Genomic DNA, 19064 nt, shown 5'->3' with positions numbered 1-19064 from the left:
TCAAAAATAGTTTTTTATATTGAAATAGGATTGCCTTTTAAATAATTAAAATTCAATATAAAAAACTCTTACAATCCATAAATAGGTATATTTGGCGCAATTTCACACAAAATTTGCGTCGGAATAATTACAAATCTTTGCTGTGGTTTGATTACTTCAATTACCCTCCAAAACCCTTTGGATAATTCAGGACCTTTCGAAGCTATTGATGACATGCTCTATTTTTTTATTAGATTATAAAGTGATTGATTTCTCCATTCTTGATAATTATCAATTGCATATCCACGTTTTTTGAAAATTTTCGCCAAATCTTCTTTAGTATAATCACTCAACCATCCGTTTTTGTCTCTAGACAATTTTACAATATCGGCACAAGAATAAGACAAAACTATTTGATTTACCGAAGCCGCTCTCATTTGCTCAATAACCTTTTCAATATCATACACATATTCTAAAACGCCACTAAAAACAGCTGCGTCATAATTGGTGAGATCAAAGGATATGGCTTGGTTTAAATCACAAACAATGGTTTCTTTGAATCTGGGTACAATATCAGATGGTGTATAACTTTTATAATTTGTCAACGTGTCTTTTAAAACCATATTACCTGCTCCGAATTCAATTATATTTGAATATGGAATAATAAATGAACCCAAAATAATAGTCCTTTCATCCCAATTCTGCAAAAGTTCTTCATTGTTTTTCCACCGCTTTGTGTCCGATTTTTTTCCTTCTCTTAAAATTAAATTTTCGGTTTGTCGCCTCAGTATTTTTGTATCAGAAGACTTATTCTGATTCAAGACATTGAATATTTTTTTAAGAAATGCTTTCATATAGTTTTACTATTTTTTTTTCAAGTTGCTCCCTATTGTAATTTTTATCTACAAAATTAACATTGTATTTTTGCGCATTTGCTCTCAATTTGGGATTTACTATTGCGCTTTCAATCCATTTCGCAATTTCAATACTATCTAATGGATTTTCTATTAAAAAGCCATTCAGTCCATGAGTTATAACTTCCTCGGAAACTTTTCCAGGGTTAGATTGTATGGGAAAAGCACCCATTGCCATGGCTTCTACAGCACTTGTGGGCAAACCATCTGAAAGACTATTCGCAATATGCACCACGCTTTTACCCATTAATTGCAATAAATCAGCATTAGCAATAAATTGCCCTCTTTTGTAAATTTTCACTTTTAGCAAAGAAAAATGTGGCGATTTCTTAACTCTTTTTACAACCTCTAAATCAGCACTATAAATAATTATTTCGAATTCATCAAACAATGAAATTGGCAATAGTTCTATTGCTTCAATCACTTTCAAAGCTTTGCCAATTCCATCTTCATATCCTTTAATAATTATTACATTTCGGTCGTCAGGATTTTCGATAAAGGATTTTTCTATATCAAGTCCTCCGTTTCCCATATAAACGCCTAAAAAAGTATTTTTAAAACCATTTTGTTCAGCAATTATAGCATCTCTATGGCAGTCAGTAATTAAATAATTGACTCTTTGCAAAATTTGGGTGAATTGAACTGATTGAATCCCTAATTCTGTATGAAAAAAAATATCACTTCCCCAAGAGGAGTAAATCCATTTTGTTGCATTGTGTTGCTGCATCACTTCCAGAATGGGCAAGCACGAAAGTTGCATTGCAAAGCTATGGACCACATCTGGTTGTATTTCATCAAGCAATTTTCGAAAAACTGTTGCTACCTTTCGTTCGTTGTATTTTTGAAAAAAATTATAAATTCTAGGGAAATTATTTTTAAGAAAATGCCTTAAAGGATAATCGTATTTTAGTTTCCATCCCTGTATTTGATGCACCCATTGTATCCTTTCCGATTTGTTACCACTATCCGAAATATCGAACCAAAACACTTCATGACCCGACCGCTTCAATTGGTTGACCCACTGAAAAAAATGATGATTGGGTATGGAAACCATTACAATTTTCATCTCAAAATTGAATTAAAAGTTGAATCTCTTTCTTTTGCCTGTCAAAGCTATATGAATAAGGTAAGTTTCTATAATTAATGATGATTTCCTCGAGTATGCTGTTGTTCATTTCTTCCATTTCTAAATAACAATTGTATTTCTTGCCTACTACTTTCTTCAGAAACTGTTTTGCTTTTTCTATTGATGAAACCTCCTTGATGACAATGCTAACCAACTCTTTTTCGAAATTTTTAAATTGTGCTAATAGTGCTGATAATTTTACCTCTTCAGGCAGCAATTGAAAACTGTGATTAGGGTTGTTTGCAAGCTTTCGATAGTCCAACTCTAATGGCATTTTGCCCCATTGTGTTTGTAAATTTACTTTTGTTCGATTTGAACTAGCGGTAAATTGAATATAAGAATGGTTTGTTTGCTCTAATTTGGAATGAAAAGGAGTACTGCTTTCTTTGCTTCTATAGGCTTTTGGGTGCCATTGGTGTTTTATTAAAAGTTCCCCAGAATAAAAAACTATTCCCAAGCCAATATTCCTTAATCGAATATGAATATCTGTGTCCTCGGCACCCCAACCGTGATAAAACTCATCAAAACCATTTACTTCTTTTAATTTATCCGTGGGGAAAAGTGTCGTTCCTGTAATTTCATTATTCCCCAAAAAGGCTACTTTAAATTCTTCGAATTTTTTGCACAATAAAGATTCCTCTTTTGATAAAAACCCATATTGAAAATAAACTATTTTGTTTATGGAAATAGATTGCAAAGCAATTTTTATAAAATCAGGATGAAAAATCAAATCGATATCTCCTACCAAAAAATAAGGAGTTGACGTTTGTTGTAAAGCAATATTTATGGCTCGTGATTTGTTCCATAATTGTCCTTGAACCGGACAAGTAATCAATTGTATAAAAGAATAATCTTGAACTAAAGTTTGCAAACCATTGACATAAACTACATCACTTCCGTAATCTACTAAAATTACTTGGAATTCTTTTAACGATTGCTCTGTCAAAGAATTGAGGCAATTTTTTACGATTCTTAAGTCACGATTACGATTAGTAAGGACAAGTGTTATCATACTAGACTTTTATAAATTGAATATAAATACATTTTTGCATCATTATAATTTACACCTCTTTGTTTTAAATTAATTATATATTGTCTAAATGCTTTAAAATATTTGCCTTCTCGATTATAACTTGACATCAAATTTAATTTTTTTTCAAGTATAGCTTTGTATACAATATCTTTCTTGTGAATAAAATTAATATCCGAAAAAATATAATTTAGAATTTCTAAATTTATTTTTAGAATATTACTATTAACTTTTCGTATTTGTGTCGAAATCCCTGTATCCATTCTGTATACCGCAGTAATATCCTTTAAAAAATGAATCTTGCCACCATTTCTAATTGTCCATAAATAAGTAGGCCAATCTCCAAAAGGAAAATTTGCAACCCAAGTTGGTAGCTCATTTTCAGAATTTTGAATATTCTTAAAAAGTACCGAAACAGAAGGTATGTGATTATCAAAAATTAAATGTTCAAATTGAGTACCTGCATTTCTAGGATTAGGATTCCAATTCTTCAAATTTCCATCACTATAAAGTAACTTTATTGCAGTATAAACAATTGAATATTCTGGGTTATTCTCCAAAAAATCAACTTGCTTTTGCAGTTTATTTTCATCTATCCAATAATCATCTCCGTCACAAATCGCTATATATTTACCATCGCACTCCTTGATAGTTCGCATATAATTGGATATTAACCCTATATTGTTTGGTAGATTTGGCAATAGTTTTATTTTTACGCCATATTCTTTAGCATAGCTTTCGCAAATTACTCTAGTTTTATCTATACTGCAATCTTCTCCAATTACCAATTGATACTTAAAGTTGGTTTTTTGCATCAGAACCCCTTCAATAGTTTGAGCAATAAATTGCTCCTGATTGTAGGTTAATATAAATATACTTACTGTAATATCACTCACTTGAACATTTTAATTAGATGTTTTCGTTAATTAATAAAATCTTTACTTAAAAATCGATTATATAAAAATAAACCCATTAATTTTTTTATAAATTTTAATGGAAGTAAAATATAATTTCCCAATCTGTATGAATTACTATTATATATGCTCTTAATTTGATTTTCAATATGAATATTTAATATTTTGCTTCCCTCAAATATTGATTTATTTTGAAGCAAAAAATTATCATCCGAGGCTATTGCAATTAAGTACAAAGGATTAATTGTGTGACTTTCTATTTCAAAAAAATTTCCAGAATAGATTTGTAATTGGTCTTTATCACTCTCATTATCTATTAGAGAACTCCCACTAAAATAAGTCTGAGAAATCAATTGTACATTATCAAAATTTTTAGAAATTAAATCTTTAAATTCATGTTTGTACAACTCTTTTATGTGAAACTCGTTATGGTGCTCATTACTGTCTGAAGCATATAATTTATCTGGAGTCGAAATAATTAATAGCCCATTTGGCTTCAAAACCCTCTTTATTTCCTTCACCATTTCATCATGTTCATCGTGATGCTCGATAGTTTCAAAACTCACAACAACATCAATGCTATTGTTGGCTAAAGGAATTGAACTTGTACTTCCAGTCAAAAACTCTAAATTACTTTTTTTATATTTATGTTTAGCTACTTGCATAGTTTCTTCATCTATATCAACAGAATAAATATAAGAGGCCTTCTTAATCATCAAATTACTACCATATCCTTCCACACAGGCAATATCTAGGACTACTTTATCTTTAATATATTCAGAAGCTAAAGCATAACGATGCAAATGCTCTATAGTTTCTCTAGAGTTTATAAAAGTTTCTAATCTTTCGCCTGTCCATTTTTTTTCCATATTATCTCTAAAATAATTTTCGCTTTTTATATTTCAACGCTCTTTTTTCTATTAAATGCCATGATAAATAACCAAAAAATATTGAAAGTAGAACTGAGGCTAGCATCAAATTATAGGTATTCATCTTAAAAAAATACACCAAGGTTTGCTGTATGGGGAAACTATATATATAAATCCCGTATGACATATCACCATATTTACCAAAAGTATGCAAAAAAGGCAAAGGTATAAAACCTATTAGTACAACAACTATGGGAAAAATAATATGCTTAACCAAATCATAATGATTAAAATAAAGCGACAACACCATAATCAAAACTGATAAACCTAAAATCACGCCCTTATATTTCAATTTCTCAAACTGTATGGAAGCCAATAAACTGCCTACAATAAAAAATGTTCCTAAGTTGAGTATATGTAGTCCTTGTAATTTTAGTATGGAGGAACCCTCAAACCTGCCGAGATAAAAATTATAAAGGAAGTAAAAAATAATAAAAACGACAGAAAGTAATAGCAGGACTAATTGTTTTTGTTTTCTAAATAAGAAGAGTAGCGATAATGCGACATACAGGCTAAATTCATACCGTATAGTCCATAACGAGCCATTTATGGCATGGTATGCATTGGTATCGAATATTCCCTTTATGCTGGATTGAAAATAATACAAACTAAGATTATTGGGTACGTAAGTATAGACTGCATTGTTTTTAAAAAAAGGAATCGCGCTTTTATATACCAAAGGTGCTAACACAATTGTAAGCAATAAAACAACAAATAAGGCCGGAAAAAGTCTTAAAAAACGTTTTTTAAAATAATCAAAAATATTTTTGCTCCGCTCCAAACTTTGAAAAATAAAGTAACCACTAATAATAAAAAAACCACTTAATCCTATTTGAGCTAAAACGATTTGCCCATTTGTAATTTGATAAATCCATTGAGAGCTTTCATTCCCTCCAGATAAAGGATAGGAATGGGATATAACAACTAAAAGAGCAAACAAAAACCTTAGAAAATCAAAATTATTTTTATTCATTTCCCACAACTAAATATTAAAATCCAAATGATATTTTCATTATTAAAATCATCTCATTCATGCAAAATAAATTTAATTTTATTTATAATTATTTCTGAAACTGGGTATTCAAATTTACGAGCAAAAAAAGAATCAGATTCTAATATTTTTTCATAATCTTTTTCGTCTAAAATAACTGGATTATTACCATTTCTATTTGTCCAATCAATATATCTTAAATTAAATTTATTCATTTTATCTTTAAAACTGGAATTCATTAAAATTGTCTGAAAATAAAATTCTTCAGAACAAAATGTATATTTAAATCTTTTAAAAACATTTTTATTTTCTTTTGAATTCACAACAACAAAGTTCAAACATTCTCGTGACAGGCTCCACCAAGTTGAACCTCCATATATCTTTGGAATTTTACAAGATAATTTTCTTTTGAAACCTATTTTTTTTTGCCAATGAATAATTTTTTTTATTATTCTTTTTTGAAAGTCATTTCTCCAATTAAACAAATCATATAAATTATAATATTCAATCCTATCTAATCCTCCATTAAAATCCCAACCTAAAAAAGGGACATCAAAACAATCTATATATACATCTTCTGTATTTTTAAAGAAAAATTTAAAATCGGATACTTTCTTTATTGGAAAATCATTACCACTTATCAAATGAAAATAATAATTTTGAGGATTTTTAAGTGCCTTTTCGGACAAATAAAGAATACTTCTTAAATGATTAAACCCTCCCCAATTTACTTTGTATTTTTGAGAAATTAATTTTACAATATCATATTTCTTTAATCTTAATAACTCCTCTTTTGATATAGAGCTCTTTCTATCTATATGAATATAAATTTCGAAATCATCATCAAAAAAAGCAATAATATCTTCTAAATGATGATAATTTTTATACGCAGTAATCAAAATTGCTTGTTTCATGTAAGCTGTTAATTAGGTTAAAAACCATAATAATATTTAGTCTCTATTTATAAATCAAATATTTTATTATTACTATTATTATTTCCTAAAATTTATTGGGTTTGTTGCCCATAAATTTAATTAGATACAAAAACTGCAAAACTGCATACCACAAATCTATTGCAAAATATTTCATCAAATTGAAAACCGAAAATAGAAATCCTTTTATAACGCTCCATAAACTAATGTCTTGATGCCACAATTGATAATTTCCAACGATATCATTCTTGAACCTGAAAAACAGTTGTTTTCTGGTTCGCTTCACCTCATAACAAAATATGGATTCAACAAAATCTATTTCATGACCTGCTTTCAGAACCCTCGTTGTCCATTCTTTGTCTTCAAAAGTGGCTACATCTTCCCTGAACGGATGTTTTTCCCATACTTTTTTAGAAAAGGCTGAACCTGAAAAAATCAATCCCGATTTGTTGGGATCTATGGTTGCCGGGATTTTATTGATGAAATTTTTATAATCATTGGGGCCATGCACACACCTTAATCCAGCTAAATTAGGATTGGCTTCAAACTTTGTTTGTATCATCTTAAAAAAATCATGACTCACGGGATACGAATGGGCACTAAAAATAACAATTATAGGATTTTTGGCTTCCTTGGCACACAGATTAGCACTACCGCCAAAACTAAAATTGTTGATGGTGACAAAACGAGCTCCAAATTTCTCCGTGATTTCCTCGCTGTTATCAATTGATAGATTATCGACTACAATAATCTCGGCAATATCATTGTGATATCTTTCCGTCAAATTTTTCAACAAAAAAGATAATGCTTTCGCTTGATTTTTATTTCGGATAACAACTGAAATCATTGAACTTTTATTTTTGGATAGAAAACAATTTTGAAATAATTTTAAAAGGCTTTGTAATTAACTTTCCTATTTTATACTCCCGAGAGTTTTTTATTTCCATTTTGCCTACCCTGTGTGTTTTTATATAATAAAAAAGAACTTCGGCAGTATTATCAAAATAGGCGGTGTAAAGTTCTTTATGTTTTTTGAACATATATTCCATATTTGATTCTGCATGATTATTTAATGTATCTACAAGCATCGATTTCTTTGCTTTTCTATAATAAAACAAAAATGCTTCAACAAATTTAAACTTCCAACCTCTTTTGGTTATATTCAGCCAAAACTCCCAATCTTCAAAACCTTTTACCATCGATTCATCATAACCGCCAACTTCTTCCCAACATTTTTTCCTGTATATCGACGATGGCATTAATTTGTTTTCAAACATTAAATCTTGATATGTTGAACCTGTAGCCTTATATTTGTTTATAATATTTTCCTTGTTTTTACTAAAAAAATAACGGTAGCAGGAAACAATACCCAAATTATCATCTGATTGTAATTGTGGAACCAGTTGAATCAAAAAATCACGATGCAAAATATCATCTGAATCTAATGCAACTATAAACTCTCCTTTGCATTTTTTAATCCCGGCATTACGAGCACTTGGCAAGCCCCCATTCTCTTTATACAAATAGCTAAATCGACTATCTTTTTCACACCATTGTTGAGCGATACTTTCGGCATTATCTGGACTTCCATCATTTACAATGACACATTCCCAACGTGTATATGTCTGACCTATAACGGACTGTAAGGATTCATTCAAAAAATGAGCTTGTTTGTAGCAGGGAACAATGATTGATACGAGAGTATTCATTTTAAATTTTATTTAATAGCCCAAATCTAATTAGCCACTTAATAATTCTTGACCGTCTTAGACTATGAACGATAGTCATATATTTTAACACATCCTCTAAATCTTGCATATATGCCGAATAATCAGATTGTAAGATATGTTGTTTTTCATCATTAATAACTACCCTATTTTCAGGCAATGAACTTATTCCATCTAAATAAAATGTTGTCATTGTATTGTTGACATGAAGATATGAGGCACTATACCTACAAACACTATCAATAAAGAACTTCCAATCCGCTACAATTTTAAAATCATCTTTAAATAATCCGACAGTTTGGAATAATTTTTTCTTTATAAATATTGCTTGATGGGGTAAATTATCTTTCAAAAAATAAGCAAATGATAATGTACCTGGATACTCTTTAATAAATTTTTTATTCTCGCCAATCACATACATATTAAAATAAATTAGATCATAATCTAATATGACATGTTGATTTTTTTCTAATACTTTCTTATTATAAAAATGATCCCCACTGTTCAAAAAAAGCAAATACTCCCCTGAAGCTTTGGCTATACCCTTGTTCATGGCATGATAAACACCTCTGTCAGGTTCAGTGACCCAATACTCAAATAATTCGTTTTTACTTTCAATATACCCCACACTGCCATCTGTTGAGCCACCATCGATGACGATATGCTCAAACCCTTTCCAGGTTTGACTGGCAACACTCTCAACGGTTTTTTGCAACCCTATGAAATTGTTGAAGTTGACAGTGATTATGGATAGTTTTGGGTTCAATGTTGACTTTATTAATTTGAATTCTATTTATAACTATGGTTCTATATAGACTTTTAAGCCCTATTGAGTATAAAAAACATAATATAATTATCTAATTTTTATGAATTTTATAAAATTAAATACAAACACTAAAGATTAAATATATTATGCATATTTTAAGAAAAATTATTGCCATTCATTGGACTTTCTTAAAAAACTATTTTTCTTCACAAAACAAATATCACATTGTCCCAAGGCACCATCTAAAGGTCTTCTCAAAAATCCAGCAAAATCATAAACAACATAATCATAACCTAACATAAAGTTTATAACATCCGACATCACTGGCATATCTAGTCCATCCGAAAAAGGAAAAAGTGAAACTTCTAAAATATATACTTCTGTATGTCCAAATGTTTTAGTAGCTCCTTTTAAGGCTTCTAATTCAAAACCCTGTATATCAAGCTTAATTAGTTCAGGCATCCTGATTTTATCACCCTCAATTAAATCATTAATTGCAACTATTTCAATTTTTCTTTGTTTACCATTTGATAATAATTTTTCTTCTTCTCTTGGTAGTAAAGAAGAACCAGCCAAATCCTCCCAAATTGTCAATGTCAAAATCTCCTTTTTGGCACCTGCTCCCTGTAGTAAATAAGCTGAATTACTGAACTCATTAGTAAATGCTTTTAATTTTTCTTCCATTTCAACTTGTGGTTCAATCAAATAAAAATAGGCTTCAGGAAATATTTTTTTTGCTATTCTGCTCCAAGATGAAGAATTAGCACCAACATCTAGAATCGTCTTACACTCTAACCCTCGTATTTTTAAATCTTCAAGAAAAGTATCCATTCTCCCCACCGGCCTATTATTCAATATTTTAGAGTCTCTAGGCGTTTTTAAATTTTTTAATTCATAGCCAAAAAAACGAATAAACATTTTTAATTTTTTTTTCATAATATATTTATTTTACTGCGTGTAAAATTTTAAATTAATTTTTTATTTTTTTTATTTTTTTCTGTATAAAAACGGAAACAGTAATTTTCTTCGCCTGATAACAGGAAAATATTTTATGCTAAGATAAGAAAACAAAAGTTTTGGGGTCTTAAAAAATAGGGATGCCCAATATACTGTATCCTCAAACAAACTATTATTTTCTCTAAATCTGACAACCCACAACCATTTTAAAGTAACATCAATTTTTTTTATAGGAATTTGGTTTTCTAAAGCCCAAGTTATAACTGACTCGTATAACTTGCTATTATATTTTTTATACAAGTCTTCCCTTGTAAAAACATTAGCTTCATGTACTCCTCTTAGAGCTAAAGGTTCATTTATTATACCGGTCTCTAAACAACATTTTAAAGCCATTTTAAAAATAATATCTGAATCTTCGGCAACCATCAAAGATTCGTTAAATAATCCTGTAGCATCAAATACTGATTTCTTGACCGTTAATCCATTTAAATGCAAATAACCATATTTACTGCAAATTACTGAATCAAAAAGTTCTTCGGATTTTATTTTTTGTGAAACTGTACTAATTTTAAATTTGGCTTCTTCAAAAGAATTAATTGCTCTATAAAAATGAAATCCAACGGCATTGTAAACACCCTCACATTTTACATCCTCTTGAAATACTTTTTTATCATTAGAAAACCGATTGGGTAAGTAAAAATCATCTGCATCCAGAAATGCTAAATATCTTCCACTTGCTTTTTTTATACCTAAATTTCTAGTGGCAGAACGACCTTTGTTTACATAATTTTTATGATGGTAAATTTTAATTTTAGCATTGGTTAATTGCATGTCTTTGATAATCCGCAAGGTAGTATCTGTACTGCCATCGTCAACTACAACAACTTCATTTACCTCGGGCTGTTTTAATGCTGATACAACAGCAGATTGTATAAATCGCTCTACATTATAGGCAGGAATAATTACAGATATTAAAAAATCCATTTTACTTTTATTTATTTTTTGTTCTATACAAAAATGAAAAGAATACTTTTCTAAGCCTAATGATTGGAAAATATTTTATGCTTAGAATTGAAAATAAAAGTTTTGGATACGGAAAAAACGATTTTGCCCAATACCCAATATCCTGATGCAATTTGTTTTTTTCTTTATACTTTATAATCCAAATAGCTTTTAACAAAACATCGATTTTACTAAATGAAATTTGATTTTCACAACCCCAGAAAACAAGCGATTGATATCTTTTTATTATATCTTTTCTATACAACTCTTCTCTATAAAAAACATTTTCCTCATGAACTCCCCGTATCGCCACTGCTCTATCTATTGTACCAGTTTCCAATTGGCATTTTAAGGCCATTTTCCATATGATATCGGTGTCTTCTGCTACCATCAAAGATTCGTTAAAAAACCCTATAGCATCAAATACTGATTTCTTTACTGTTAATCCATCAATCGAAAAATGACCCTTTTTACCAGAAAATAATGTTTCGAATAGTTCCTCAGCTTTTATTTTTTGATTAACCGTATATAATTCAAGACTTTCTTTCTCTAATAGTGTAGCCTCTCTATAAAAATGGGCTCCAATGGCATTATAAACCCCATCAATCTTGTCATTCTCTTGAAATAGAACTTTATCGTTTGCAAACCGATTGGGCAAAAAATAATCATCGGCATCCAAAAAAGCAATGTAATTCCCGGTGGCTTTTTGTATCCCCAAATTTCTACTGGCAGAACGCCCTTTATTCAAATTATTTTTATGATAATAAACCTTTAGTTTTGAATTTTGTGATTGTAGTTCTTGTAGAATGGCTTGAGTCCCATCGGTACTTCCGTCATTGACAACCACTATTTCAGCAACTTCCGGTTGTTGTAAAACCGAATCGATTGCTTTTGCTATATAAAGTTGACAGTTATATACTGGAATGACAACTGAGACTGAAAAAACCATTTTTTGCTATTATTAAAATTTTGCTTTAAAAACCCGACGTACAAATTTTGCCATAGTATAGACTGATCCTATTCTTGCTAATTGCAAACCAATATAAATACTGCTTTTAAGATTAAGTCGATTTTGTTCTTTTGCTAGAATTTCATACTCCAGTAGTAATGAACGTTTTTGAATTGAATTAAAACGTGACAGTTTATCAAAGACCAAATTTCTGTAAAATAACTCTTTAGCTTTATATTTAAGCACTAAATTATCATTCATTCCAGAAATACTTTCTTCTGAAATCCTAACAAAAATAGTACTTTCATTTATGGTATATATCGGTTTATTGTCTGAAAAATCTAACCAAGCCATATCATCGCTATACCAAGCCAATGGAAAATCGACAAAACCATGCTTGATATAAGATTCTCTTGAAAACACATGCTCGGACAACGAACTTCTTGTTTTTCCCATAAATTTCCTAAACAAAGAATCCATGGCATTTTCAAATTCTGGGTGCTGAAATGATTCTGAAATGGTCCCAGATTTTTCGTCTATAACTTTACTTGCAAATCGAACCAGGTTTGATTTCCCATTAAAAATACCGTAATTTTTATACCAATTTTCAATAACAGTTTCTTCAAAATAATCATCATCGCCAAGAATCATGATCCAATCTTCACCTCCTGTCATATTAATACAGCGCATCCATTGTTTTACTAAAGAAATACCGCCTATATTTGTATCAAATCTATGGTACAAAAAATCAAATTTTCCTTTATACCTTTCTAATACTTCTCCAGGATTTTCTGGACTCGCATCATCTCCAATATAGACTTTAAATCGCTGGTCTGTTTGATTTTCTAACGACTGCAAAGTTTCTTCAAAAAAAGCAAGTTTGTAATAAGGAATTATTATCGCTAGCATTTTTATTTTATTTTATACAATCCAAATACTGAAAAACCAAAAAAAGTAGTACAAAATAAATCGATTACAAATTTTTCGCTTTTAAGAATTTTCAAATGCTCTTCTTCTATATTCTGATTTTTCAAATAAAGCTCTCTATAATGTTTTTGATATTGTTTACTATATTTTTTAAAAATATAATCATTATTCAACTCATGCATTTCATCATTAAACGATCTTATCATAGAATCCTTTGAAACATAGTATTTAAAAACAATTTTTTTAAGATGTTGAAATCTAACATTCAAAATACCTAAAGCTACCCAAAATTCCCAGTCCTCATTTCCTTGATGCGGCATATTTTCATCATAACCTCCCACTTCAGCCCACAACTTTTTCCTGTAAATTGCACAGGCATCAATATAATTATCTACTAATATCTTATTAAAATCATATTCAGCAACTTCCCAAAGTCCAGTTCTTTCGCCAAAATATTCAGCATCTCCATATATAACTCCAACATCTTGATTCTTTTCAAAAACAGCAATTGCGTCTAGAGTAAAATCTTTTATCAATTGATTATCTGAATCCAAAGGCAAAATGTATATACCATTCGATTTGGCAATACCATAATTTCTAGTTTTACCCAAACCTTCATTAGGCTTGGCAAAATATTTAAATCTACTGTCTTTTTCAATCCATCTCAAAGCTATATCTTCTGTTGTATCAGTTGAACCATCATTGATTATTATGGCTTCCCAATCTTGAAAATCTTGACTAATCACGGATTCCAATGTAGATTCTATGGTAGATTCCGAATTATAACAAGGTATTATTATGGATAAAATTGGGTTCATGTATTAATTTTTTCTAGCAACAACTACATAATTCATAGTGTTTATTGGATTAAAATCTTTTTTATCCAAATAAGCAAAAATTCTATTTACTAATATATATATTCTCAATTTGCGAAATAAATATTTTAATCCTTTTGCAACCTTATTAGCATTGGTATTTCTAAATTCAAATGTGTGATTTATAACTTGTCCAAGTGTGGCCCAAGCTCCACCATTAGAAACTATTTCACTAACTTCAAAGCCTGCTTTTTCTAATATGTATTTAAACCCGTGTTTAGTAAATCTAAAAAAATCATAGGGTTCTTCATGTAAGTTCCAATACATTGGTCCTGATAAAATAAAATATCCATTTGGTTTTAATAATCGGAATGCTTCATTAACTAAGCCTTGATGATCTTCAACATGTTCTATAACTTGAGTTGATAAAACCGTATCAAAACTCATACTTTCAAGAGGTATATTATTTGCTTCACACAAAACATCAACTTTATTCAAACTAGATTGTACAATATCACAGCCAACATATTCTGAAACTTTTCCTCCAGACCAAATCTCATAAGGTTTATTACCACAACCTATGTCTAATAATTTTCCTTTGGCATATTGTTGAATAGCTGTATATAAATCTTTATGAAAAGAAAGATACACTAAATATTCTCTATGTGAAATGTCTATTTTTTCTACATTCTCCAAACGAGAAAGATTAGCTTCTCTACTCATATAAATTTCGTTTTTACTTTCCTTAAATAGTATTTTAATAATGAAAAAGGATCATTTACCAACTTTTCTAATTCATTAACTCTTTTCTCTGATTGAATTGCTTTTTGACACTTATATTCAAATAACTCAGGGTGAACATATGAATTCAAATTATTTACTTTCTCACTAGTTATTAAATCAAATTTAGAATTTTCTATTTCCGTTTTTTTTATAAATATCAAAATATTTTGTCTATACCACCAACTGATTTTGTGATCCTTCCAAATTTTGTGTCTTAAAAAATCTATGCATTGATAACCATTTTGAGAAAAAAGATCAATCCAATATTTATTATATTGTTCATTATAATGCAAAGTCCCTTCCTGACCAGGTATTGCTGCCGAAAACAATATAACATCGCCATGACAACACATCGAATCTATGAATACTCCAGCATTTTCTGGTAAAATATGCTCTGCAACTTCTAACGAAATTACCAAATCAAATTTCCTTTCTAAATCGAATGAAGTGTTTAAATCGTGAGAGACAAATTTATTTTTATCAATAACTAAATCCTTAATTTCAACATAATCACCATCAATTCCTAAAACTTCGCATTGGTTTTGTTCAAAAACACTCAACCAAGTTCCAAGTCCACAGCCAACATCTAAAACACTTTTTGGCTTGAAATAATTTAAAAATAAGGGTATTAACTCATTGGCAGAATTAATAGAATTCTGAAAATGGACTTTGTGAAAATCATCATTATAATCTTTTGGCGTCATTTATATTTTTTTATTAAGAAATATACCAATTACCTTCATCTATATACTGACAAACATTATTTTGCCACCCCCACTCTGGTTCTTTTTGACCAATCATCTCAACTTCAAAATTGCAACAATCAATCTCTTGAAATTTCTCTCTGGTTTTAGAATTGGCAACATGAATTCTCAAATAATAATTCCCCTTATAAAGACGTAATGCATCAAACTCAAAACAAAACTTATTTATTCCTTTTTTTCGACAAATAGGACTATCCTTATCAAAAATATAGGCGTACAAAACTGCTTTATTTAAATAATCAAATACTTGAAACGAAAATGATAAATTCTCATAATTATCAAACGGCATAATAATCTCAAAATTGACTTTAAGTGATTTCCCATTAGCTTGTAATGTGCCACCTTCAGAGGTCAAAATTTCTACTTTTGTTATAGATGGCTTATCTACGGCTTCCTTTTGAACAAAAGCACTTTCTCTATTTTGCATAGATGAATATATAGAAATTGCTTTATTTGTTTCCTCAATTGCTAAAATACTACCATTCCCTAAAACAATAGTTCTTGTTGCAAGAGTACTTATCGCACTTAAATCATGGCTCACAAACAAAACCGTTCTACCACCTTTTCGCGAAATATCCTGCATCTTGCCAATAGCTTTTTTCTGGAACTCGGCATCGCCCACAGCCAGTACCTCATCAATCACCAAAATCTCCGGTTCGAGAAATGCTGCCACGGCAAAAGCCAGTCGTACCGTCATTCCGCTGGAGTAGCGTTTTACGGGCGTGTCAATGTAGCGCTCACAACCCGAGAACTCAATGATTTCGTCAATCTTAGAGGCGATTTCTTTTTTGGTCATTCCCAGAATGGCACCATTCAAAAAAATGTTTTCACGTCCCGTCATTTCACCATTAAATCCTGTACCTACTTCTAATAAGGAAGCAATGCGCCCACGACATTTAATACTGCCAGTGGTAGGTGCGGTAACCTTGGATAATATTTTTAATAGCGTAGATTTTCCCGCTCCGTTTTTGCCTATAATACCTAGAACTTCGCCCCGCTCTACTTCAAAATTAATGTCTTGCAGTGCCCAAACATAATCGCTTTCTCCTTTGGTGCTTCGGTCGTTGGTATCGCCTATTTTGAGATAGGGGTTTTCCTTGCCCCGCACCTGATGCCACCATCGATTCAGGTCGTGACTCAGCGTGCCGGTTCCTACCTGCCCAAGGCGGTATTGCTTAGAGATGTTTTCGGCTTTGAGAATAATGTCTTTGTTCATAATTGTCATTGCGAGCGCAACGCAGTGAAGCGTGGCAATCTGTTGTAGATTATTGGGTTATGAAATTGATATTGCCATTGAAATTGTTATTTTTATTTATTTTTTTCTCAATTAAACGATTAACCAGTTAACCGATTAAACCATTTTAAACTTTTCTTCAAGGTTTGACCCGGACGATTTTGTCTTCTTTAAGAATTACTAATTCGCTATTCATTTTCTTTTTGAATTCAATCAGCTTTTCATAAACTTTGTCCATTCCTTCAATTATTTTAGTTTGATTGGGAGTTCTTTTATAGGTTTTCATAGTATTGATTTTTTAATTTATTGAACTTTAGTTCGTTCAAAATAGTAATTTCAGACTCTAATGTTTTTTCTGCGATTAATTCTGGTTTTCCTCCGGAATTGTCATAAATCAGCACTTCATCAACCACCGAAAGATAAATGTCAAAGAGGTTTTTTATCCCGTTTACATATCTTCTTTTGATAACTTCTGTTTCAATATTATGCCCTCCTTCCATCACTCTTGTTTTAACCCTTTCGATAGCTAAATCTACATTTTGTAACCAAAAAAATAGCAGTGTTACAGTATACTTTTTCTTTTGGGCAATAATTACTTTTGATTTATAACTTTTTGTAGCTAAAGTAGTTTCAAAAGCAAAATTCTCGTTGATTTCCAAAAGTTCATTTATCCTCTTAATCATTATTCGTCCGGCTTCAAAGGAAACTCTTTCGGGTTGAAAAGGGGATAATCCTTTTGCAATCTCATCAGCATTTACAAACTCTTTACAATTTAATATTTCCGGCAATATAGTGAAAGAGGCAGTTGTCTTACCTGCTCCATTGCATCCTGCGATTATATAAAGATTTTTATTCATTGTTACAAAGGTAATCAAATCTATGTTTTATGGACAGGCATGGCGATTGAGATGTTTTCGGCTTTAAGGATGATGTCTTTGTTCATGTTGTCATTGCGAGCGCAACGCAGTGAAGCGTGGCAATCTGTTGTCGGTTATGTGGTTAATCGATTAAACAATTAACTTTCTTTTTCCCCCTTTAGGGGGTAGGGGGCTAAGCCACAAAGTTATTTTATTTTTTTTCTTATATGAAACTTATATGTCTTGTTTGGTAAACTTTTTTTAAAAAATATAAAGCAATTAAGGACATTAAAGTTTTTTGAAATTGGTTTAAAATTCTCATTATTTTAAAAGTTTCAAGAAAAACCACTTTATGCTTCGCAATGGTTTCAATAGTGCAGCGCCTAATTTATAATCAATGGTATTTCTGAATTTATTAATGGCCGCTTTCTCTAAATCAGAAGCTGTTAAAAATCGGTCAATCAAAGCTTCATAATGCGTACAATAAATGTCCTTATTTTTGAGGTAAATGTATTTTTGGGTGGTATTATGTTTTTGGTTCATTCCTGCACTTCTGGAACCTATATTTTGCCTGTAAAAAAACAATACTTCCTCAATGATATGCACTTTCCATCCTAAGTTGCATACCCTTAAATAAAATTCCCAATCTTCATAACCATTTTCTGGATTTTCATCGTAACCATTCACTTGCTCCCAACATACTTTCCTGAATAAGGATGAACCATTATTTACCCCATTATGAAACAAAAAATCAGTTACCGATGTGGCGGTAGATTTAAATATATGCAATTGTTTATCGGTATTAAAAAACCGTCCCCAACTGCTTACTATTCCAATATCCGGATTAGTAACCAACACCGCCATAGCCTTTTCAAGAAAAGTAGCTTCATATTTATCATCGGCATCTAAGGTGAGAATGAATGTAGCTTTTGAGTTTTTAATCCCCAGATTTCTGGCACTGCTCACTCCTCCATTTTCCTTGTATAAATAAATAAAACGGGGGTCTTTAGCTACCCATTGTTGCGCCACTTCCTTTGTATTGTCTGGACTACCGTCATTAACGATAAAACATTCCCAATCTGTATACGTCTGATCCAATAGAGATTGTAAGGATTCGTCTAGGTATTGGGCTTGGTTGTAACAGGGAACGATAATGGAGACTAATAGTGGCATTTAGCAAGAAAGATAAAAGGATAATCAGTTAAAAATGTTTCGATTAAGTTACAATGAAATTTTTTCAGGATTTTGGTAGGTATTCCAAAAGCGTAATAATTCAATATCTTTATTTGTAGCTACTTTATAAAATAGGCTAATATGCTTGGTAACGGGAACTTTAAAAACAAATTTGTAATTTGTTGATTTAAAAACTAGATTCTCCTTAGTTAACAAAACTAACAAATCATCTACTTTATCCATAAAATTATAAACGTCATTTAATGCCCATTCTCGCTCTAAATACTCAATATTT

At 30.6% G+C, this 19064-nt stretch carries 23 protein-coding genes; all 23 read right to left on the bottom strand.

All coding sequences use genetic code 11. From position 1 onward, the window contains the following. Window positions 1–68: 68 nt before the first annotated feature. Window positions 69–215, bottom strand: a complete 147-nt coding sequence (locus ACH2BV_RS12645; protein ID WP_395051093.1) for a hypothetical protein — start codon at window positions 213–215, stop codon at window positions 69–71. Between the two features lie 3 nt (window positions 216–218). Then, the gene (locus ACH2BV_RS12640; RefSeq protein ID WP_395051092.1) at window positions 219–833 is read right to left on the bottom strand and encodes a hypothetical protein; all 615 of its coding nucleotides are present in this window, start codon (window positions 831–833) and stop codon (window positions 219–221) included. Beyond that, the gene (locus ACH2BV_RS12635) at window positions 817–1959 is read right to left on the bottom strand and encodes a glycosyltransferase family 4 protein (protein WP_395051091.1); all 1143 of its coding nucleotides are present in this window, start codon (window positions 1957–1959) and stop codon (window positions 817–819) included. Before ACH2BV_RS12635 ends, ACH2BV_RS12640 begins: the two co-directional genes overlap by 17 nt. Window position 1960: 1 nt before the next feature. Beyond that, the gene (locus ACH2BV_RS12630; RefSeq protein WP_395051090.1) at window positions 1961–3031 is read right to left on the bottom strand and encodes a glycosyltransferase family 2 protein; all 1071 of its coding nucleotides are present in this window, start codon (window positions 3029–3031) and stop codon (window positions 1961–1963) included. After that, window positions 3028–3945 carry a glycosyltransferase gene (locus ACH2BV_RS12625; RefSeq protein WP_395051089.1) on the bottom strand — a complete coding sequence of 306 codons (918 nt, stop codon included), beginning with the start codon at window positions 3943–3945 and terminating at the stop codon, window positions 3028–3030. Before ACH2BV_RS12625 ends, ACH2BV_RS12630 begins: the two co-directional genes overlap by 4 nt. Window positions 3946–3971: 26 nt before the next feature. Further along, window positions 3972–4832, bottom strand: a complete 861-nt coding sequence (locus ACH2BV_RS12620) for a class I SAM-dependent methyltransferase (RefSeq protein ID WP_395051088.1) — start codon at window positions 4830–4832, stop codon at window positions 3972–3974. Window positions 4833–4839: 7 nt separating this feature from the next. Further along, complete coding sequence (locus ACH2BV_RS12615; protein ID WP_395051087.1) at window positions 4840–5865, bottom strand: acyltransferase family protein; 1026 nt, start codon at window positions 5863–5865, stop codon at window positions 4840–4842. Between the two features lie 53 nt (window positions 5866–5918). Next, complete coding sequence (locus ACH2BV_RS12610; RefSeq protein WP_395051086.1) at window positions 5919–6797, bottom strand: beta-1,6-N-acetylglucosaminyltransferase; 879 nt, start codon at window positions 6795–6797, stop codon at window positions 5919–5921. Window positions 6798–6882: 85 nt separating this feature from the next. After that, complete coding sequence (locus ACH2BV_RS12605) at window positions 6883–7662, bottom strand: glycosyltransferase (RefSeq protein ID WP_395051085.1); 780 nt, start codon at window positions 7660–7662, stop codon at window positions 6883–6885. Between the two features lie 7 nt (window positions 7663–7669). Further along, window positions 7670–8524: a glycosyltransferase family 2 protein gene (locus tag ACH2BV_RS12600; RefSeq protein ID WP_395051084.1), complete on the bottom strand. Its 855-nt coding sequence runs from the start codon at window positions 8522–8524 to the stop codon at window positions 7670–7672. A gap of 1 nt (window position 8525) precedes the next feature. Then, window positions 8526–9308: a glycosyltransferase family 2 protein gene (locus tag ACH2BV_RS12595; RefSeq protein WP_395051083.1), complete on the bottom strand. Its 783-nt coding sequence runs from the start codon at window positions 9306–9308 to the stop codon at window positions 8526–8528. Between the two features lie 165 nt (window positions 9309–9473). After that, entirely contained in the window at window positions 9474–10244 is a 771-nt protein-coding gene (locus ACH2BV_RS12590; protein ID WP_395051082.1) for an FkbM family methyltransferase, read from the bottom strand. A gap of 51 nt (window positions 10245–10295) precedes the next feature. After that, complete coding sequence (locus tag ACH2BV_RS12585; RefSeq protein ID WP_395051081.1) at window positions 10296–11249, bottom strand: glycosyltransferase family 2 protein; 954 nt, start codon at window positions 11247–11249, stop codon at window positions 10296–10298. Between the two features lie 7 nt (window positions 11250–11256). Beyond that, entirely contained in the window at window positions 11257–12216 is a 960-nt protein-coding gene (locus tag ACH2BV_RS12580; protein WP_395051080.1) for a glycosyltransferase family 2 protein, read from the bottom strand. A 12-nt stretch (window positions 12217–12228) separates the two neighbouring features. Continuing rightward, window positions 12229–13125, bottom strand: a complete 897-nt coding sequence (locus ACH2BV_RS12575; protein ID WP_395051079.1) for a glycosyltransferase family 2 protein — start codon at window positions 13123–13125, stop codon at window positions 12229–12231. Between the two features lie 2 nt (window positions 13126–13127). Then, window positions 13128–13961 carry a glycosyltransferase gene (locus tag ACH2BV_RS12570; RefSeq protein ID WP_395051078.1) on the bottom strand — a complete coding sequence of 278 codons (834 nt, stop codon included), beginning with the start codon at window positions 13959–13961 and terminating at the stop codon, window positions 13128–13130. 3 nt (window positions 13962–13964) lie between these two features. After that, window positions 13965–14681: a class I SAM-dependent methyltransferase gene (locus ACH2BV_RS12565; protein ID WP_395051077.1), complete on the bottom strand. Its 717-nt coding sequence runs from the start codon at window positions 14679–14681 to the stop codon at window positions 13965–13967. After that, window positions 14678–15445, bottom strand: coding sequence for a class I SAM-dependent methyltransferase (locus tag ACH2BV_RS12560; RefSeq protein WP_395051076.1), 768 nt, complete (start codon window positions 15443–15445; stop codon window positions 14678–14680). The genes ACH2BV_RS12565 and ACH2BV_RS12560 overlap by 4 nt, the downstream gene beginning before the upstream one ends. A 13-nt stretch (window positions 15446–15458) precedes the next feature. Further along, entirely contained in the window at window positions 15459–16721 is a 1263-nt protein-coding gene (locus ACH2BV_RS12555) for an ABC transporter ATP-binding protein (protein ID WP_395051075.1), read from the bottom strand. A gap of 157 nt (window positions 16722–16878) precedes the next feature. Continuing rightward, window positions 16879–17025 carry a hypothetical protein gene (locus ACH2BV_RS12550; RefSeq protein WP_395051074.1) on the bottom strand — a complete coding sequence of 49 codons (147 nt, stop codon included), beginning with the start codon at window positions 17023–17025 and terminating at the stop codon, window positions 16879–16881. After that, complete coding sequence (locus ACH2BV_RS12545; protein ID WP_395051073.1) at window positions 17012–17596, bottom strand: zeta toxin family protein; 585 nt, start codon at window positions 17594–17596, stop codon at window positions 17012–17014. The genes ACH2BV_RS12550 and ACH2BV_RS12545 overlap by 14 nt, the downstream gene beginning before the upstream one ends. 321 nt (window positions 17597–17917) lie before the next feature. Beyond that, a complete protein-coding gene (locus tag ACH2BV_RS12540; RefSeq protein WP_395051072.1) occupies window positions 17918–18769 on the bottom strand; it encodes a glycosyltransferase family 2 protein in 852 nt (283 codons plus the stop codon). Between the two features lie 48 nt (window positions 18770–18817). Then, window positions 18818–19064, bottom strand: a 247-nt coding sequence (locus ACH2BV_RS12535; protein ID WP_395051071.1) for a type II toxin-antitoxin system RelE/ParE family toxin, incomplete at its 5' end; no start/stop codon positions are given.

The sequence above is a fragment of the Flavobacterium sp. genome (assembly GCF_043780635.1).
In the GTDB taxonomy this organism is placed as follows: Bacteria; Bacteroidota; Bacteroidia; order Flavobacteriales; family Flavobacteriaceae; genus Flavobacterium.
Note: the sequence above shows the minus strand (reverse complement) of the source record. Positions and strands in the feature narration are given on the sequence as shown.

Bases quoted from the DNA above. Each gene is read 5' to 3' on its own strand.
- ACH2BV_RS12645 (WP_395051093.1), bottom strand. From the start codon at position 215: ATGTCATCAATAGCTTCGAAAGGTCCTGAATTATCCAAAGGGTTTTGG.
- ACH2BV_RS12640 (WP_395051092.1), bottom strand. From the start codon at position 833: ATGAAAGCATTTCTTAAAAAAATATTCAATGTCTTGAATCAGAATAAG.
- ACH2BV_RS12635 (WP_395051091.1), bottom strand. From the start codon at position 1,959: ATGAAAATTGTAATGGTTTCCATACCCAATCATCATTTTTTTCAGTGG.
- ACH2BV_RS12630 (WP_395051090.1), bottom strand. From the start codon at position 3,031: ATGATAACACTTGTCCTTACTAATCGTAATCGTGACTTAAGAATCGTA.
- ACH2BV_RS12620 (WP_395051088.1), bottom strand. From the start codon at position 4,832: ATGGAAAAAAAATGGACAGGCGAAAGATTAGAAACTTTTATAAACTCT.
- ACH2BV_RS12615 (WP_395051087.1), bottom strand. From the start codon at position 5,865: ATGAATAAAAATAATTTTGATTTTCTAAGGTTTTTGTTTGCTCTTTTA.
- ACH2BV_RS12610 (WP_395051086.1), bottom strand. From the start codon at position 6,797: ATGAAACAAGCAATTTTGATTACTGCGTATAAAAATTATCATCATTTA.
- ACH2BV_RS12605 (WP_395051085.1), bottom strand. From the start codon at position 7,662: ATGATTTCAGTTGTTATCCGAAATAAAAATCAAGCGAAAGCATTATCT.
- ACH2BV_RS12600 (WP_395051084.1), bottom strand. From the start codon at position 8,524: ATGAATACTCTCGTATCAATCATTGTTCCCTGCTACAAACAAGCTCAT.
- ACH2BV_RS12590 (WP_395051082.1), bottom strand. From the start codon at position 10,244: ATGAAAAAAAAATTAAAAATGTTTATTCGTTTTTTTGGCTATGAATTA.
- ACH2BV_RS12585 (WP_395051081.1), bottom strand. From the start codon at position 11,249: ATGGATTTTTTAATATCTGTAATTATTCCTGCCTATAATGTAGAGCGA.
- ACH2BV_RS12580 (WP_395051080.1), bottom strand. From the start codon at position 12,216: ATGGTTTTTTCAGTCTCAGTTGTCATTCCAGTATATAACTGTCAACTT.
- ACH2BV_RS12575 (WP_395051079.1), bottom strand. From the start codon at position 13,125: ATGCTAGCGATAATAATTCCTTATTACAAACTTGCTTTTTTTGAAGAA.
- ACH2BV_RS12570 (WP_395051078.1), bottom strand. From the start codon at position 13,961: ATGAACCCAATTTTATCCATAATAATACCTTGTTATAATTCGGAATCT.
- ACH2BV_RS12565 (WP_395051077.1), bottom strand. From the start codon at position 14,681: ATGAGTAGAGAAGCTAATCTTTCTCGTTTGGAGAATGTAGAAAAAATA.
- ACH2BV_RS12560 (WP_395051076.1), bottom strand. From the start codon at position 15,445: ATGACGCCAAAAGATTATAATGATGATTTTCACAAAGTCCATTTTCAG.
- ACH2BV_RS12555 (WP_395051075.1), bottom strand. From the start codon at position 16,721: ATGAACAAAGACATTATTCTCAAAGCCGAAAACATCTCTAAGCAATAC.
- ACH2BV_RS12550 (WP_395051074.1), bottom strand. From the start codon at position 17,025: ATGAAAACCTATAAAAGAACTCCCAATCAAACTAAAATAATTGAAGGA.
- ACH2BV_RS12545 (WP_395051073.1), bottom strand. From the start codon at position 17,596: ATGAATAAAAATCTTTATATAATCGCAGGATGCAATGGAGCAGGTAAG.
- ACH2BV_RS12540 (WP_395051072.1), bottom strand. From the start codon at position 18,769: ATGCCACTATTAGTCTCCATTATCGTTCCCTGTTACAACCAAGCCCAA.